At 54.0% G+C, this 17,790-nt stretch carries 13 protein-coding genes; 10 read left to right on the plus strand and 3 right to left on the minus strand.

What is annotated here, in order from left to right; all coding sequences use genetic code 11:
* Nucleotides 1-46: 46 nt before the first annotated feature.
* Genes thiB through thiQ form a run of 3 tightly spaced genes read left to right on the plus strand, consistent with a single transcriptional unit; the run spans nt 47 to nt 3,304 of the window.
* Nucleotides 47-1,030, plus strand: a complete 984-nt coding sequence (thiB, locus tag E2566_RS18155; RefSeq protein ID WP_165800647.1) for a thiamine ABC transporter substrate binding subunit — start codon at nt 47-49, stop codon at nt 1,028-1,030.
* Complete coding sequence (thiP, locus tag E2566_RS18160) at nt 1,006-2,613, plus strand: thiamine/thiamine pyrophosphate ABC transporter permease ThiP (RefSeq protein ID WP_107169174.1); 1,608 nt, start codon at nt 1,006-1,008, stop codon at nt 2,611-2,613. The genes thiB and thiP overlap by 25 nt, the downstream gene beginning before the upstream one ends.
* The gene (gene thiQ, locus E2566_RS18165) at nt 2,600-3,304 is read left to right on the plus strand and encodes a thiamine ABC transporter ATP-binding protein ThiQ (RefSeq protein WP_107169175.1); all 705 of its coding nucleotides are present in this window, start codon (nt 2,600-2,602) and stop codon (nt 3,302-3,304) included. The genes thiP and thiQ overlap by 14 nt, the downstream gene beginning before the upstream one ends.
* Nucleotides 3,305-3,314: 10 nt before the next feature.
* Here thiQ and E2566_RS18170 read toward each other — a convergent pair whose 3' ends face one another.
* A complete protein-coding gene (locus tag E2566_RS18170; protein WP_107169176.1) occupies nt 3,315-4,937 on the minus strand; it encodes a family 43 glycosylhydrolase in 1,623 nt (540 codons plus the stop codon).
* 287 nt (nt 4,938-5,224) lie between these two features.
* Between E2566_RS18170 and E2566_RS22055 the strand changes: the two genes are divergently transcribed.
* The 3 genes from E2566_RS22055 to ilvN all read left to right on the plus strand — a co-directional run bounded on the left by E2566_RS22055 (nt 5,225) and on the right by ilvN (nt 7,424).
* Nucleotides 5,225-5,332 (plus strand): ilvB operon leader peptide IvbL, encoded by a 108-nt coding sequence (locus tag E2566_RS22055; protein WP_015731251.1) that lies wholly within the window; start codon nt 5,225-5,227, stop codon nt 5,330-5,332.
* Between the two features lie 110 nt (nt 5,333-5,442).
* Nucleotides 5,443-7,107: an acetolactate synthase large subunit gene (gene ilvB / locus E2566_RS18175; protein ID WP_165800646.1), complete on the plus strand. Its 1,665-nt coding sequence runs from the start codon at nt 5,443-5,445 to the stop codon at nt 7,105-7,107.
* A 5-nt stretch (nt 7,108-7,112) separates the two neighbouring features.
* Nucleotides 7,113-7,424, plus strand: a complete 312-nt coding sequence (ilvN, locus tag E2566_RS18180) for an acetolactate synthase small subunit (RefSeq protein ID WP_107169244.1) — start codon at nt 7,113-7,115, stop codon at nt 7,422-7,424.
* 35 nt (nt 7,425-7,459) lie between these two features.
* On the opposite strand, the gene E2566_RS18185 is transcribed toward ilvN, so the two are convergent.
* Nucleotides 7,460-8,230 (minus strand): DedA family protein, encoded by a 771-nt coding sequence (locus E2566_RS18185; protein WP_107169178.1) that lies wholly within the window; start codon nt 8,228-8,230, stop codon nt 7,460-7,462.
* A gap of 147 nt (nt 8,231-8,377) precedes the next feature.
* Here E2566_RS18185 and E2566_RS18190 point away from each other — a divergent pair, with 147 nt between their 5' ends.
* The 4 genes from E2566_RS18190 (at nt 8,378) to rluA (ending at nt 16,656) form a co-directional block, all read left to right on the plus strand.
* The gene (locus E2566_RS18190) at nt 8,378-9,958 is read left to right on the plus strand and encodes a sensor domain-containing diguanylate cyclase (RefSeq protein ID WP_107169245.1); all 1,581 of its coding nucleotides are present in this window, start codon (nt 8,378-8,380) and stop codon (nt 9,956-9,958) included.
* 444 nt (nt 9,959-10,402) lie between these two features.
* Nucleotides 10,403-12,769: a DNA polymerase II gene (locus E2566_RS18195; protein ID WP_107169179.1), complete on the plus strand. Its 2,367-nt coding sequence runs from the start codon at nt 10,403-10,405 to the stop codon at nt 12,767-12,769.
* Between the two features lie 161 nt (nt 12,770-12,930).
* The gene (gene rapA, locus E2566_RS18200) at nt 12,931-15,834 is read left to right on the plus strand and encodes an RNA polymerase-associated protein RapA (RefSeq protein WP_107169180.1); all 2,904 of its coding nucleotides are present in this window, start codon (nt 12,931-12,933) and stop codon (nt 15,832-15,834) included.
* Between the two features lie 168 nt (nt 15,835-16,002).
* On the plus strand, nt 16,003-16,656 hold the full coding sequence (rluA, locus tag E2566_RS18205; RefSeq protein WP_107169181.1) for a bifunctional tRNA pseudouridine(32) synthase/23S rRNA pseudouridine(746) synthase RluA: 654 nt from the start codon (nt 16,003-16,005) through the stop codon (nt 16,654-16,656).
* Between the two features lie 83 nt (nt 16,657-16,739).
* Here the strand turns inward: rluA and djlA are convergent, their stop codons facing one another.
* Complete coding sequence (djlA, locus tag E2566_RS18210; RefSeq protein WP_107169182.1) at nt 16,740-17,621, minus strand: co-chaperone DjlA; 882 nt, start codon at nt 17,619-17,621, stop codon at nt 16,740-16,742.
* Nucleotides 17,622-17,790 lie beyond the last annotated feature (169 nt).

Here is a 17,790-nt window from a genome sequence, read left to right on the forward strand (position 1 = left end):
TCAGGAGTGCAAAGTGTTAAATCAATTCTTACACCGTTCAGCCACCGTGCTGAAAACCAGCCTACCTTGTTTGTTACTGCTCTCAGCATCCGCTTTCGCCAAGCCCGCGCTTACCGTTTATACCTATGACTCATTCGCTTCCGAATGGGGCCCGGGGCCCGTCATCAAGACCGCGTTTGAAAAAGAGTGCGCGTGCGAGCTGAATTTCGTCGCGCTGGAAGATGGTGCATCGCTGCTAAATCGCCTGCGTATGGAAGGAAAAAACAGTAAAGCGGACATCATTCTGGGGCTGGATAACAATTTGTTGCAGGCCGCAGAGCAAACCGGTCTGTTTGCGCCACACGGTCAGGACACCAGCACCGTCACGGTGCCGGGCGGTTGGAACAATAAAACGTTCGTTCCTTACGACTACGGCTATTTCGCCTTTGTGTATAACAAAGACACGCTGAAGAACCCGCCGAAAAGCCTGCATGAGCTGGTGGACAGCAACACGCCGTGGAAAGTGATCTATCAAGACCCGCGCACCAGCACACCGGGGCTGGGCCTGCTACTGTGGATGCAGAAAGTTTACGGCGACGATGCGCCGCAAGCCTGGCAGAAGCTAGCGAAAAAAACCGTTACCGTCACCAAAGGCTGGAGCGAAGCCTATGGTTTGTTCCTGAAAGGGGAAGCCGATCTGGTGTTGAGCTACACGACATCGCCGGCCTACCACATCATCGAAGAGAAGAAAGACAGCTACGCAGCGGCGACCTTTAGCGAAGGACATTATCTGCAAATTGAAATCGCCGGGCAGTTGGCTTCCAGCAAAAACCCCGAGCTGGCAAAACGCTTTATGCAGTTCATCCTGAGCCCAACCTTCCAGCAGGCTATCCCTACGACAAACTGGATGTATCCGGCGGTGAAAACCGAACTGCCTGCAGGCTTCGCAACGCTCGCCGTGCCTGAGAAAGCGATGCAGTTCAGCGCACAAGACGTTGCCGACCAAAGGACGCAGTGGATTCAGGCATGGCAACGCGCCGTCAGCCACTAATCGGCGGACGTCTGTGGCCAGGGCTACTGGCCACCACGTTGTTAATTTCCGTTGCCGTACTGGCTTTCGGCGCGCTGTGGATACAGGCACCAGAAAGCCAGTGGCGCACGCTATGGCATGACAGCTATCTCTGGCATGTCATTCGGTTTACCTTCTGGCAGGCCTTTCTCTCTGCGCTGTTTTCTACCGTTCCTGCGATTTTCCTCGCCAGAGCGCTGTACCGACGGCGCTTCCCCGGCCATCGCTGGTTGCTGCGCCTGTGCGCGATGACGCTGGTGTTGCCCGTACTGGTGGCCGTTTTTGGCCTGCTCAGCGTTTATGGCCGACAAGGCTGGCTGGCCTCTGCATTGGGCTGGTTCGACCTAAAATACACGTTTTCACCCTACGGACTGCAAGGTATTTTGCTGGCACACGTCTTCTTCAACCTGCCGCTGGCAACCCGACTGCTATTGCAATCCTTAGAAGGCATCGCCACCGAGCAGCGCCAGTTAGCCGCCAATCTGGGCATGAATAGCTGGCAACATTTCCGTCTGTTGGAGTGGCCCGCCCTGCGCAGGCAAATTTTACCCACTGGCGCGCTAATTTTTATGCTCTGCTTTGCCAGCTTTGCCACAGTTCTATCACTGGGCGGTGGCCCGCAGGCGACCACGATTGAGCTGGCTATCTATCAGGCATTGAGCTTTGATTACGATCCGGCACGCGCGGCACTGCTGGCGTTAATTCAGATGGTTTGCTGTCTCGGTTTGGTGCTGCTGAGTCAGCGGCTGGGACGAATTCTGCCTGTCGGCAGTACGCAGCAGCTTTCATGGCGCAACCCGCAAGATAGCGCCTTAAGCCGCCTCACCGATGGCCTGATGATTGGCGCGCTGTTGCTGCTGGTCATTCCCCCTTTGCTAGCCGTGGTGGTTGATGGCGTGAACCGCTCGCTGGTTACCGTGCTGCAACAGCCCGTACTCTGGCAAACGCTGTTTACTTCGCTGCGCATTGCCCTAGGCGCTGGGCTCCTGTGTCTGGTGTTAACCATGATGCTGCTCTGGAGCAGCCGCGAACTCAAGTTACGCCAGAAGCCACTCTACGGGCAGTTGATGAACCTGAGCGGGATGCTCATCCTCGCCATGCCCGGTATTGTGCTGGCAACTGGCTTTTTTCTGCTGCTGAATAACAGCATCGGGCTGCCACAATCCCCCTATGCGCTGGTCGTGTTCACGAATGCGCTGATGGCAATTCCATATGCCATTAAGGTGTTGGAAAACCCGATGTTGGACGTTGCCGAACGCTACAATCGGCTCTGTACATCGCTGGATATTCGCGGCTGGCAAAGGCTGAAGCTAATCGAACTTGCCGCCCTGAAGCAGCCGTTAGCGCAGGCGTTGGCCTTTGCCTGCGTATTGTCTATCGGCGACTTCGGCGTCATCGCACTGTTCGGCAATGAGCAGTTCCGTACGTTGCCGTTCTATCTGTATCAGCAAATTGGTTCCTATCGCAGCGCCGACGGTGCGGTCACGGCACTGTTGTTGATGCTGCTGTGCTTTATGTTATTTACCCTGATTGAGAAACTGGCAGGCCGTCATGATCGCGCTTGAGAAATTGACCTACTTCTATCAGCACTTGCCTATGCGCTTTGATTTTCACGTCAAACCGGGTGAGCGCATCGCCATCCTCGGCCCCAGCGGCGCTGGGAAAAGCACACTGCTGAATCTGATTGCCGGTTTCCTGATGGCAGACAGCGGCGAATTACGGCTTAACGGCGCTCCCCACCGCGAAACGCCCCCCGCTAAACGACCGGTTTCTATTCTATTTCAGGAAAACAACCTGTTTCCTCACCTGACGATTGGGCAGAACATCGCGCTGGGGTTGCACCCCGGTCTACGGCTCAGTACCGCACAGCGTGAAACGCTACGGCAGATCGCCGATCGGGTTGGTCTGGCAGATCTTCTGGATCGGTTACCGTCGCAGGTTTCCGGCGGGCAACGTCAGCGCGCGGCATTGGCACGCTGTCTGGTACGTCATCAACCGATTCTGCTGTTGGATGAACCGTTTTCAGCACTCGATCCGGCACTGCGTCAGGAGATGCTCGATCTGGTTGAAAGCGTATGTCAGGAGCGTCAGTTCACGCTGCTGATGGTGTCTCACAATCTGGATGATGCCATGCGGATCGCAAAACGCACGGTGCTGATCGTGGACGGGCAGATTTATTATGATGGATCGACTCAGGCGCTACAGGATGGCAGCGCCGAAGCCGCCACCATCCTGGGCATTTCACGCTCGTCTTAAGACCGGGGAATCAAGGCAAAGCCTGATAGCGCAGGTTACTGAACGTCACCTCGCCTTCGCCTGAAGCATACAGGGCAGGCCGCAGACTGAGGAAGTCATACGCGACGTTGTGATGGTAGCCAGACACTTCCATCTGCACCGGATACTTCTTCCACGGCTCCTGATCCGAGGTTCGGGTATAAAACGTCACGATATGGCGATCGTTTTTCATCCGAATTTGCACCTCATTGCCTGTGATGTGCGGCAGTTTCTTCTCCGCCCTTTCCAACCCATAGCGGTGCATGACGGTGCCATCCTGATTAAACGACAACCCGACATACAGCTTCGCGTTGTAGAACAGCAGTAAACCAGCCTGCGATCCAGGGGCAAAGTTCGCCGTGACCTCAATTTGATAGGCCTGATCGCCAGGGATCATCGTCAGCGGTGCGCTGTCTTTCGGCGACGTTCCTTTTGCCTTCAGGTGCAGCTTGCCGTCGCTGAGCGTAACCCGTTTCAGCTCTTCCGCATTGGCGCGGTAGAAATGCCAGCGGGCTGGAAATTTTTCATCGGTAAAGCTATCAGACCAGCCGATACCGTGCGGCACCGCTTCGCCCCCTGCCGGTTTGCGAATCGGTTTACCGGTATCAAAGCCAGCAGACGTAAACCAGCCATCGTCTCCCCAGATGATCGGCTCCAGCATCGCCTGCCGTCCCAGCGTCATAAAGCCATTTTCATAACCGTGATACACCATGTACCAATTTTTATCCGGTCCTTCGATCAGCGTTGCGTGGCCGCGTGACCACCACTTTTCAGAACGATCTTGCGTGCGGATAATCGGGTTATGCGGTGAGTTTTCCCACGGCCCGTTGATCGATTTCGATCGCGCGGCAATCACCATATGCCCCGTTGGTGGCCCCGCCGTGCCGCCTTCCGCCAGCACCATGTAGAAATAGTCGCCGTGGCGCAGCATCTTCGGCCCTTCCTGCGAGAAGCTTTCCACATCCCACTCTTCCGGGTACTGCCATCCCTGATAAACCACTTCCATGTCACCGACCGTCGACAGCCCGTCATCGGTTAACTGCACGCGATTGCCGCCAGACATAAAGATGTAACGTTTACCGTCCTCTCCCACCACATGACCGGGATCGCTGGCCGGATTTTTCAAGCCCGTATCCTTCGGCGGCGTCCACGGGCCGTGAATATCATCGGCAGTAATCACATACAGCGTTTTCTTTTTCGTTCCTTTGGCGTCGATAATCCGGTTTGTGGTGAAGTAGATATAATATTTGCCGTCGTGTTTCACCAAATCCGGCGCCCAGATCGCGTCAACGGGCGTCGTGATCGCCGGGCCAATCGGCTGCCAGTTAACTAAATCGCGCGAGTGCCAAATCAGCAGTCCGGGGATATCGTCAAAGGACGAGAACGTCATGTAGTAATCGGCACCATCCTTGATAATCGTGGGATCTGGATGATCGCCCGCAATAATCGGATTGAGATAACAGCCGTTGCCCAAATCCGCCTGACGCTGCTGTTCAATACCCCGTTTCCACTCATTAGCAGGGCCAGCCTGACAGGACATTGCCTGACCGATACCCATTGCCATCAGTAAGATACCGCTCAATACCCCTTTCCCTACCACTCGGGACACACCCATTTATCACCACCCACTATCCCAATGATTATTTTATAATTTATAACATTGAAACCCTGTTCCAATTGTGAAAACAGTCACGCTTCTCTGGTTTTTCGGCGAAAAATCAAGCGGTAATCACACCGTGCAATTTTCAATATACTGTGACCAATTCGACATATTCAGTTTTTATCCCTTGTAGGTATTGTGTCTTTTTGTACTGCTGTGCTTATATGAGTTGGCGAGTGAATAACTCATTCGAACACAACATTCGGCCATAAATAATTCACTAGAACATAAATAGGATTCCCGTGACGCACTACTCTTCTTCCACTTCAGCACTACTAAGCACCGCGCATGTTGACGCGGTCGTCGTCGTGCGCGTGGTGGTCGTGGTCGTCGTCGGCAGCGCGCCGTAACGGGTTCCGAATCGAAGATTCTCAAACCCCGCCGGCGCCAGCCGAGCGGGGTTTCTTGTTTCTACCCTCCCCGCTCCGACACCGCACCGGCCCTGATGAAGGATGTAAACATGCGTTATACAGGCGCTCAGTTGATTGTTCGGCTGCTCGAACAGCAGGGCATCACCACCGTAGCGGGTATTCCAGGCGGCGCAGCTCTGCCGTTATATGATGCACTGGGTCAAAGTAAGACGATTCACCACGTTCTGGCCCGCCATGAACAAGGGGCGGGATTTATGGCACAAGGCATGGCGCGCGCCAGTGGGCAAGCCGCCGTTTGTATGGCCTCCAGCGGCCCAGGAGCAACCAACCTGCTCACTGCCATTGCCGATGCCAAGCTGGATTCCATCCCGCTGGTGTGCATCACCGGTCAGGTGCCTTCCGGCATGATCGGCACCGATGCGTTTCAGGAAGTCGACACCTACGGCATCTCAATCCCCGTCACTAAGCATAATTATCTGGTGCGTGACATCAGCGAACTGCCGCACGTGATCCCAGAAGCGTTTCGCATCGCGCAGTCGGGCCGTCCCGGACCGGTGTGGATCGATATTCCAAAAGATATTCAGAACGCAACCATTGAACTGAGCGAATTGCCGGGCGTCTTTCCTCTCGATACGCCCCCCGCTATCGCCCAGCAGGACATAGAGCGAGCAGCGGCTATGATTAACGCGGCGCAGCGTCCGGTTCTCTATCTGGGCGGTGGGATCATTAGCAGCGCTGCGCACGAGCAGGCGGTTCAACTGGCAGAACGTTCCAGCCTGCCAACCACCATGACGCTGATGGCCCTGGGCTCAATGCCTGTCGATCATCCTCTGTCGCTGGGTATGCTCGGCATGCACGCCGCACGATCAACCAATCTGATCTTACAGCAGGCGGATTTGTTAATTGTGCTGGGTGCGCGTTTTGACGATCGCGCGATTGGTAAAGCAGAGCAGTTTTGCCCGCAGGCCAGCATCATCCACATCGACATCGATCCGGCAGAACTGGGCAAGATCCGCCAGCCACATGTGGCGATCAATGCCGACGTTGCACAGGCACTGGATCAGTTGCTGCCGCATATTACGTCGCAGCAGCGTGACGTGTGGCGTGCAACCGTTAGCAGTCTGCAACAGGAATTCCCGTTCAGCATGCCGAATGCTGACGATCCGTTAAGCCATTATGGTCTGGTGCAGGCCACGGCGCAGGCGCTGACGGATGATGCCATCATCACCACCGATGTCGGCCAACATCAAATGTGGGTGGCTCAGTCCTATCCACTGCGTCGTCCACGTCAGTGGCTGACATCTGGTGGATTTGGCACGATGGGCTTTGGCCTGCCTGCGGCGATTGGTGCCGCGCTGGCCGAACCGGAACGCACCGTAGTGTGCTTCTCGGGTGATGGCAGCCTGATGATGAATATTCAGGAAATGGCGACCGCGGCAGAAGAAGGGCTCAACGTAAAAATCGTCCTGATGAACAACCAGTCACTGGGTCTGGTTCACCAGCAGCAGGATATGTTTTTCCAGCAGCGCATCTTCGCTGCCGATTACCGTTACAGTACCAATTTCCTCGCGATTGCCGCCGGTTTCGGCTTTGCAACCTGCGATCTGAACGCCGCAGCCGATCCACAGGCTGCCCTGCAAGAGGCGCTCAACCAGCCAGGCCCGGCGCTGATCCACGTACTTATTGACGCCAATGAGAAAGTTTTACCCATCGTGCCACCGGGCGCAGCGAACATCGATATGATCGGAGATTAATGACTATGTCAACTCAACTAACTTCGTCAACTCAGCCAATTTCAAATCAGGTCACGCTAGAACTCTCTGTGCGCAACCACCCCGGCGTGATGTCACACGTTTGCGGACTGTTTGCCCGCCGGGCATTTAACGTAGAAGGCATTCTGTGTATGCCGCTGGCAAACGGTGAAGAAAGCCGAATCTGGCTACTGGTTAAAGATGACCAGCGGCTACAGCAAATGATCAGTCAGGTAGAAAAGCTGGAGGATGTCCTTCAGGTTCGTCGTCACGGTGAAGAAATGCGTATTTTTGAGCAGGTCGCCGAGTTTTACTGCTAAATGGCGTGGCCGGGTCTTTCCCGGCCTGCCCAATCTCACCCGTTCAACACCTGCCATAGCAGGTGCCGGTAAACCGGCATCAGCGGGTGCTGAACCAGCACGACCAACGATGCAGCCGCCGATACAGATATCGCTGGAGCGACCCAACGCAGGCGTCTGAGCGGTATCTTTCTGCTAAACCAATCATGATGTTTACGCTTATCGCTGCGCCACCAGCGCCAGTTTAACCAGCCTGCGACCCATACCACGATGGCCGTTGCCAGTAATAACCACTTAAAGCCCGCGCTGTTCGTCCCTGCGGGAATATCAATCGCCACCCCAGCCAGAATACCGGGTAAGAAATAGGCCGGTGGCCACAGCAGGCAGCCGATGATATTCGGCACCGCGAATTTATAAGGCGGTAGCCCCAGCATCCCCGCCACCATCGGGATTAATGGCCGCGTAGGGCCGACAAAGCGCCCAATCAATATTGTCGGCATTGGATGTTGATACAAAGCATATTCAGTTTTACTTAGTAATGCCTGATACTTTTTCAGGAAAGACCAGTTATGCAGCGGAGTCTTAAAACGTATGCCAATAAAATAGGAAATCCAGTCTCCTAGCAGGCAACCGATAATTCCAACTGCCCACGCCGGGTACAGCCCCATTTGTCCACTGCCGATCAGCGCCCCCAGCGTTGCCATCATGACCGTGCCCGGCAACAACAGCCCCACCAGAGCCAGAGATTCCAGAAAAGCAACCAGCATGACGGCGATCAGTGAATACGCGAGTGATTGAGTAACCAGATGATCCAGCCACGCTTCCATAAAACCTACCCGTACTTTATAAAAACAAAGATTGTCTGGATCATAGCAGAAGCCGTCAACTCCTGATTGCTGGTCAATTCTTTTGCACCGACAGGCAGCAACACTTATGATAGCGGTCATTTTTTGCCACTGTGCCGCTCTGCCACTATGTTTTTTAAACTACTCAATCATTTCGGGCTACGACGTCTTATCCTCTTACTGGCAGTGGCAAGCGCATTAGTGACGCTGGCAAACAGCTTTTACGCCAGCTATCGCGTCCAGCGAGAGCTTCTGATTGATAACACACTTGAAGCCAATCGCGTCTACGCCGCCAAACTTGCGGCAATGACCCATTCTTTCTTTAAAGAATCTCAGCAACAGTTAGCCTACAGCGCAAACATCGTCGCTTCCCAAATGGATGACAAGGTTAGTCTGCTAAAAGAAGCTGACCGCCTGCGGTTACAGACCAGCAACTTCAACTCTGTCGTCATTGCAGATGAAAAAGGTATCGTCAGAGCCACGTCACCCGATACGTTCCAATTAATCGGGAGAAACCTGACAACAGACGGCGCACTCGACGCCTTGAAAGAAAAGCGACCTCTCATCAGCCAGCCCTACATGTCTGCCGCCAATAACTTTATCGTGCTGATATCGTCGCCGATCTTTACACGGGATGGCCGTTACAAAGGGTTTATCGGCGGATCGATCTATCTTAAGCAGCCCAGCGTTCTTAATACGCTACTAGATAAACACTATTACCGCGACGGCTCTTATATTTATGTCACCGATAGAAACAGAAGGATGCTGTATCACCGCGATATGGAGCGTATTGGTAAAGTAGAAACCAACGATCTGAAGATCGATGCACAGCGCGAAGATAATGGTAGCCAGCATATGGTGAACTATCTGGGTGAACAAATGTTAGCGGGTTACGCCGTGGAATCTACCTCACAATGGGAGATTGTGGCGCTTCGCCCAACGGACATCACGCTGAAACCACTGGATGGACTGATGCTGAATGTTCTGCGTCATACGCTTCCGCTCGCGCTGCTCACAATCTTGTGCGTCTGGCTACTTGCCCGGCTCATCGCGCAGCCTCTCTGGCTGCTGGCACGCAGCGCCAATAAGATGGATGCGACGGATGTTTCCGACGATATCAGAAACATCCACTCTTGGTATTTTGAGGCCTCTCAGCTCAAGCAGGCCATGTTGCTGGGTATCGATTTATTGCAGCGCAAAATTGGTAAATTACGCTCTGAGGCACACTCAGACCCGATGACCGAACTGCTCAATCGCCGCGGGTTGGATAGCGTTCTCCGCTACTGGCAGATGGGGCAAAAAAGCTTTGCGGTCATCGCGCTCGATATCGACCGCTTCAAACGCATCAATGACACCCACGGTCACGACGTAGGGGATACCGTCATTCGCTATCTATCACAGCTTATTCGCACCAGCTCGCGCGATGCTGACATCCTGTGCCGCAGCGGCGGTGAAGAGTTTCTGATATTGTTGCCCGAAACCAGCCTGAATGAGGCTCTCAACATTGCTGAACGATTACGCCAACGCACGCAGGAATCCACGATACCTGTCGTGGGCAATATCACCATCTCATTAGGTGTTGCCCTATGGGAACCGGGTACCAGCGATATGTCGATCGAGCGAACCTTCAAGCTCGCGGATGAGGCTCTGTATCAAGCCAAACAGGAAGGCCGCAACCGCGTGGCTTCAGCTTTACGCGACGAGCATTAATTCATTTTCACCTTATATACCCTAAATAATTCGAGTTGCATGACAAAACGTTAAGCGTTTTGAACAACGCTCTGCGTTGACCCTTTAGGGCAAGGCCCATTTATGGCCTTGTAACGCGGCAACGGCGCGACAAATTCGTCGGGAACGAATTTGACCAGCCAACGGCTGGCCTTCGGTGAGAGACAGGATGTCTCTCATTTCATCCTCAGGAGCTTACTCAGGTAAGTGACTGGGGTGAGCAAGGACAAATTGGTTTAGCCAATTTGAACGCCGTTTACGGCGGCCCTTCAGGGCGAGGCTCAGTGATGAGCCGAGTATTGCCAACGCACAAGCAGCTTGAAGTATGACGGGTATACAGGTGATGTCGCTGGACATTACCTGTATAAATAACCATACTTATCTCTACCATCCTTCCTTATCTCGCTTGCTATAAAAGGCCGCTTAGTGACTCAGGTTCGTCAGGGGTTTCTACTGACCCGCCACTGGAACGATACGCCAGCAGGCACGCAGGTTGAATTTTGGCTGGCCACCGATGAAGGTCCACTGCTTGCACGGCTGCCGCCACAAGAGGCCGTTGCCTTTATTCCCGCACAGCAGGAAGCCCGCGCAAGAATACTGTTACAGCAGGAAAAACGCTGGCAGTTAAAGCCGCTCGCTATGCAAGATTTCCACCATCAACCGCTATTGGGGCTGTATTGCCCGCAATACCGTCAGTTGCTGCGGCTGGAAAAGTTACTGCGTGAAGGTGGCGTTCAGGTCTACGAAGCGGATATTCGCCCGACGGAACGTTTTCTGATGGAACGCTTTATCACCGCCCCCGTGTGGCTGAGCGGTACCCCCATGTCAGATAACCTGCTAACACAAGCCCGCATGAAGCCGAATCCCGATTACCGTCCGACGCTCAGGCTAGTGTCGCTGGATATCGAAACCAACCGCCACGGTGAGCTTTACTGCATCGGGCTCGAAGGCTGCGGGCAGCGCCAGGTTTACATGCTCGGCCCGCCAAACGGCACACCTGCCGAACGCGATGATTTTAATCTTGAGTACGTTGCCAGCCGCCCGCTACTGTTGGAAAAGCTGAATACCTGGATGCAGCAACACGATCCTGATGCCATCATCGGCTGGAATCTGGTGCAGTTTGACCTACGTGTTTTGCAGAAACATGCTGAGCGCTACAACATTCCTCTCAAGCTGGGGCGTAATGGGCAGGCGTTGGAATGGCGAGAGCACGGCTTTAAACAGGGGCATTTCTTTGCCAGCGCCACCGGCCGTCTGATTATTGACGGCATTGAAGCGCTCAAATCCGCGACGTGGAATTTTGCCTCGTTCAGTCTGGAGTTTGTCGCGCAGTCGCTGCTGGGGGAAGGTAAAGCCATCGACACGCCCTATCAGAGGATGGATGAAATTGACCGTCGCTTTGCCGAAGATAAGCCCGCACTCGCTCGCTATAACCTACAGGACTGCGAACTCGTCACGCGTATTTTTGAAAAAACCGAACTCCTGCCCTTTTTACTGGAACGCGCCAGCGTCACCGGGCTGGCGGCAGACCGCAGCGGTGGTTCCGTCGCGGCATTTTCCCACCTTTATCTACCGCGCATGCATCGCATGGGTTACGTCGCGCCCAATCTGGGCGAGGTCGCACTGGAAGCCAGCCCCGGTGGGTTTGTGATGGATTCACGTCCCGGCCTGTATGACTCGGTGCTCGTGCTGGATTACAAGAGCCTCTATCCTTCGATTATCCGCACCTTTCTGATCGACCCCGTCGGGCTGGCGGTGGGAACACAGAATCCAGACGCTCAGCATGCCGTCTCCGGCTTTCGCGGGGCATGGTTCTCACGTGACCAACACTGCTTGCCAGCCATTGTTGAACACATCTGGCAAGGACGTGAAGCGGCGAAACGCACCAATAATAAGCCGCTATCACAGGCATTGAAGATTATCATGAATGCCTTTTACGGCGTGCTAGGTGCGACTGGCTGCCGCTTCTTTGACCCGCGTCTCGCCTCCTCTATCACTCTGCGCGGTCATGAAATTATGCGTAAAACGCGCGAACTGATCGAAGAGCAAGGCTATCAGGTGATTTATGGCGATACCGACTCCACGTTCGTCTGGCTTAAGCATGCGCACAGTGAAGAGGAAGCCGCAAAAATTGGTAAAACGCTGGTACAGCACGTTAATCAGTGGTGGACACAGCACCTGCAAGACACTCAGCAGTTAACCAGCGCGCTAGAGCTGGAGTTCGAAACCCATTTTCGCCGTTTCCTGATGCCAACGATACGCGGCGCAGAACAAGGTAGTAAAAAACGCTACGCCGGAATGATCGACACGCCACAAGGCGAAAAGATGGTGTTCAAAGGGCTGGAAACCGTGCGTACCGATTGGACGCCGCTGGCACAGCAGTTTCAGCAACAGCTTTATCTGTTGATTTTTCAGCAACAACCTTATCAGGACTGGCTGCGGGATTATGTTGACCGTACTCTGAACGGGGATTTTGACGATCTGCTGATCTACCGTAAACGGCTGCGTCGCAAGCTGGACGATTACCAGCGCAACGTGCCGCCACACGCCAGAGCCGCGAAAGTCGCCGATGATTATAACCGCCAGCAAGGGCGGCCGCTGCAATACCAAAACGGTGGCTGGATCAGTTATGTGATGACCGTCAATGGCCCTGAACCGCTGGAAACCCGACATTCACCGTTAGATTATCAGCATTATGTAGAACGCCAGCTTCAGCCCGTCGCGGACGCCATTCTTCCTTTCCTTCATGACGACTTTGCTACACTGGTAACAGGTCAGATGGGATTATTTTAAATAGAAACGGTTAATTCACAGCACAGCAAGTTTGAGAGGTGACGAACGCGCCGTCATCCATTACCATAACGCCCTTTCTGAATTTGCATCAGCAGCATTATCCGCAACCGATAATGTAATCAGACATTCCCCCGACACAAACGACATCGAGCTAAGAATTTATGCCTTTTACACTTGGTCAGCGCTGGATCAGCGATACAGAAAGCGAACTTGGACTGGGAACGGTTGTTGCCGTCGATACGCGTATGATAACGCTGCTTTTCCCTGCCAGCGGTGAAAACCGACTTTATTCCCGCAGCGACGCCCCCATCACCCGCGTGATGTTCAATCCCGGCGATACCGTTACCAGCCATGAAGGTTGGCAGCTTAAGGTTGATGACGTGCGGGAAGAAAAAGGGTTACTGGTGTATTGCGGCCAACGCCTGGACGATGAAACACAGGCAGAACTGCGTGAAGTCTTTCTGGACAGCAAGCTCACGTTCAACAAACCACAAGATCGCCTGTTCGCCGGACAGATAGATCGTATGGATCGCTTTGCGCTGCGCTATCGCGCCCGCAAGCACCAGAACGAGCAGGCGCTGCAACAATGGGGCGGTTTGCGCGGCATGCGTGCCAGCCTCATCCCCCATCAGCTTCACATCGCTCATGAAGTCGGCCAACGCCATGCGCCACGCGTTTTGCTGGCGGACGAAGTCGGTCTGGGGAAAACGATTGAAGCCGGTATGATTATCCACCAGCAGTTGTTGGCGGGTCGTGCCAGCCGCGTGTTAATTATCGTACCGGAAACTCTGCAACATCAGTGGCTGGTCGAAATGCTGCGCCGCTTTAATCTGCTGTTCTCACTGTTTGACGATGAGCGCTATGCCGAAGCCAAGCTGGACAGCAGCAATCCGTTTGAAACCGAACAGTTGGTGATCTGCTCACTGGGATTTGTTCAGCGCAACGCCCAGCGTTTTGCACAGTTAGTTAACGCCGACTGGGATCTGCTGGTAGTGGATGAAGCCCACCATCTGGTCTGGAGCGAAGAAAGCCCCAGCGCGGAATATCAGGCTATTGAAACGCTGGCACGCGCCACCCCTGCCGTTCTGCTATTAACCGCAACGCCGGAACAGCTTGGCCAGCAAAGCCACTTTGCGCGTTTACGCCTGCTCGATCCCAACCGTTTCCACGACTATCAAGAATTCGTTGCCGAACAGCAGCAGTACCGTCCGGTTGCCGATGCCGTCACACTACTATTAGCAGGCGAAAAAGCCCAAACGACTGAACTGAATGCGCTAAGCGATCTGCTGGGTGAACAGGACATCGAGCCGTTACTAAAAGCCATCAACAGCGACAGCGATGATAATCAAAAGGCGCGTCAGGAACTGATCACTATGCTGATGGATCGCCACGGCACCAGCCGTGTGTTGTTCCGCAATACGCGTCAGGGAGTTAAAGGTTTTCCGCAGCGTATTCTGCATCAAATTCGTCTGCCGCTGCCGGCACAGTACCAAACAGCCATTAAAGTTTCCGGCATTATGAACGCGAATAAGCCGTTGGAAACCCGCGCCCGCGACATGCTGTATCCAGAACAAATTTATCAACAGCTCGAAGGGGACGACGCCACCTGGTGGAACTTCGACCCACGTGTGGAATGGTTGCTGAACTACCTGACTGCTAACCGCGATGAAAAGGTGCTGGTGATCTGTGCACAGGCCGCCACAGCGCTACAGTTGGAGCAAGTGCTACGCACGCGTGAGGCGATTCGCGCCGCCGTCTTCCATGAGGGATTGTCTATTCTGGAACGTGACCGCGCCGCCGCCTATTTTGCTTCCGAAGAAGAAGGCGCACAGGTGCTGATCTGCTCAGAGATTGGCTCTGAAGGCCGTAACTTCCAGTTTGCCAGCCATTTAGTGATGTTCGATCTGCCGTTCAACCCCGACCTGCTGGAACAGCGTATTGGTCGTCTGGACCGAATCGGACAGGCAAAAGAGATTCAGGTTCTGGTGCCCTATCTGGAAAATACCGCACAGGCCATGCTGGTACGCTGGTATCACGAAGGGTTAGATGCATTTGAGCACACCTGTCCAACAGGCCGTACTATCTATGATGCCCACCATACGCAGCTGATTGAACGACTGACGACCGTCGGTGAACAGCAGGGATTAGATGAATTTATCCATACCTGCCGTCAGCAGCACGACAGCCTGAAGCAGCAGCTTGAACAGGGTCGCGATCGCCTGCTGGAAATGCATTCTAACGGTGGCGAGCAGGCTCAGCTATTGGCGCAGGCCATTGCTGAACAGGATAATGACGTCAATCTGGTGACATTCGCCCTGAACCTGTTTGATATTGTTGGCATCAATCAGGAAGATCGCAGCGATAACCTGATCATTCTGACGCCATCCGATCATATGCTGGTGCCGGATTTCCCAGGGTTGCCGCAGGACGGCTGTACGATCACCTTCGATCGCGATCAGGCGCTCTCTCGCGAAGATGCGCAGTTTATCAGTTGGGAACACCCACTTATCCGCAACGGGCTCGATCTGGTGCTGTCCGGCGATACCGGAAGCTGCGCGGTGTCGCTGCTGAAAAATAAAGCGCTGCCGGTCGGTACACTGCTGGCAGAGCTGGTTTACGTTGTCGAAGCACAGGCACCAAAACACCTGCAACTGACCCGCTTCCTGCCGCCAACACCGGTTCGCCTGCTGATGGATCGTAAAGGTACGAATTTGGCGGCACAGGTTGAATTTGAGAGCTTCAACCGCCAGCTCAATGCAGTAAACCGTCATACCTCCAGCAAACTGGTGAATGCGGTGCAATCCGATGTTCATGCGATGCTACAGCAGGCGGAAGCGTTGGTGGAAACGCAGGCGCGCCAGCTTATCACTGAAGCGCAACAGCAGGCTGACCTGCAACTGCGCCGTGAGCTGGAACGTCTGGAAGCGCTGAAAGCCGTCAACCCTAACATTCGTGAAGATGAGCTGACTGCACTGGAAAATCAGCGTGAACAGGTGTTGAGCAACCTGCACGAGGCCAACTGGCGTCTGGATGCGATCCGTCTGGTCGTAGTAACGCATCAGTAAATGTCGCTTGCAGCGGTATAGGCACAACGCGTTACCGCTGCCATAACAACATGTTGTTTGTAAAATCGAGATACACGGGCCTACCACGAGGCGAGGTCTCCCTGCGGGAACCTCATCCCCGTGTTCTCCCTAATATCACACATTATACGTTGCCTGAAAGGTGCTCCGATGGAACCCTATAATCCGCCTACCGATCCCTGGTTGCATATTCTGTATCAGGATCAGCACATTATGGTGGTGAATAAACCCAGCGGCCTGCTGTCGGTTCCCGGCCGTGCGCCAGAACACAAAGATAGCGTCATGAACCGCATTCAGGCTGACTACCCGACGGCAGAATCCGTTCATCGTCTGGATATGGCAACCAGCGGAGTGATTGCCGTTGCGCTCACAAAAGACGCAGAGCGCGAATTAAAGCGCCAATTTCGCGAACGTGAACCCAAGAAATCCTACCTTGCCCGCGTCTGGGGTCATATGGCACAGGATGAAGGCGTCATAGATCTGCCTCTGATCTGTGACTGGCCGAACCGCCCGAAACAGAAAGTCTGCTTTGAAACAGGAAAATCAGCGCAGACAGAGTATCAGGTACTCTCGCGTGACGATGATGGTACAACACGCGTCAAGCTGATGCCGATTACCGGCCGTTCTCATCAACTGCGCGTCCATCTGCTCGCACTGGGTCACCCTATCCTCGGCGATGGCTTTTATGCACATCCCGATGCTAAAGCGATGGCTCCACGCCTTTTACTGCACGCACAAGAGTTGGCTATCACACACCCCGCGTTCAATACTCCGATGCACTTTCGTTGCGAAGCAGATTTTTGAGCCAAATGTGCTGACGGTATTGTTAAATCGGGTGTGGTAGAGCGGTGAGACAGAGAAGACATTAAAAAAGGGAAGAATACGGATTATTTTGCCTGATTCGCACTTTTCAACAGTTCATAGGCAGCCTGAATATCCTGCGCTTTACGCTTGGCCATCTCCATCATCCTTGGTGAAAGCTTCTTCGCGACCAGCTTGTCGGGATGATGTTCACTCATGAGTTTACGGTAGGCACGTTTAATCGTAGCGGCATCATCGCTACTGCGCACCCCCAATGTACGACAGGCACTTTCAACCGTTGGCCCGCGCGGTGCCGAAGGCGGGCGTTGACCACCATAAGAATGCCCGTTGGAGTTGGAATAACTGCTGTTGCGCCGCTGATGTGATTTACCATTCTGTCGTGACTGATTTTGCCGAGACTGCTGCCCTGTGGCGCTTTCCATATTCCGCAAAAAGAACTCAAACTGTTCACGCGTCACCCCCAGTTCATCAGCAATCACGTACAGCACGCGACGCTCATTTGGGTGCAGAACCCCATCGACAAACGCGACCTGAAGCTGAATTTCCAGAAACATCTTAATTAAATCAAAACGTCCCAGACAGGCATCGCGCAGCTTGCGCAGTTTTATTCGCAGCGGGAAATGACCGGCCTTTCCCTCGCGGAAAGCTCGCTGGGCAGCCGCTCTGGCCTCACCAAACAGCTCAAGGCGATCCATCATTTTGGTCGCGATCTTGATGTCAGCTTCCGTCACCCGACCTTTAGATTTGGTCAGATGCCCCATGGCCTGAAAGGTGGTGAGAAAGAACAATGACTGACGGGTAGACTGGGCGGAGAAATAATCACGGCGACGCGATGCCCGGGCTCTGTCAATCCAGTGCCCCATCAGTAAGCCCATGATCATTCCCCAGATGCCAGCGCTTGAAACAATTCCCAGCGCCAACCCCAGCAACTTTCCCCAATACCGCATATACTCCTCAAATCCTCATGCCGTCAGCTAAAAATTGCTTTATCATACCTGTCATTTATCTTTGCACCTAACGGCGGTGCGTATATAGCGGTGGGGATTTAACACTGGCGCAACGCCAACGAGTGATATAGTCTCTGACCGTTTGCCGACATGATGCCCCTGATGACGG

Source organism: Pectobacterium punjabense (genome assembly GCF_012427845.1).
Taxonomy (GTDB): Bacteria; Pseudomonadota; Gammaproteobacteria; order Enterobacterales; family Enterobacteriaceae; genus Pectobacterium; species Pectobacterium punjabense.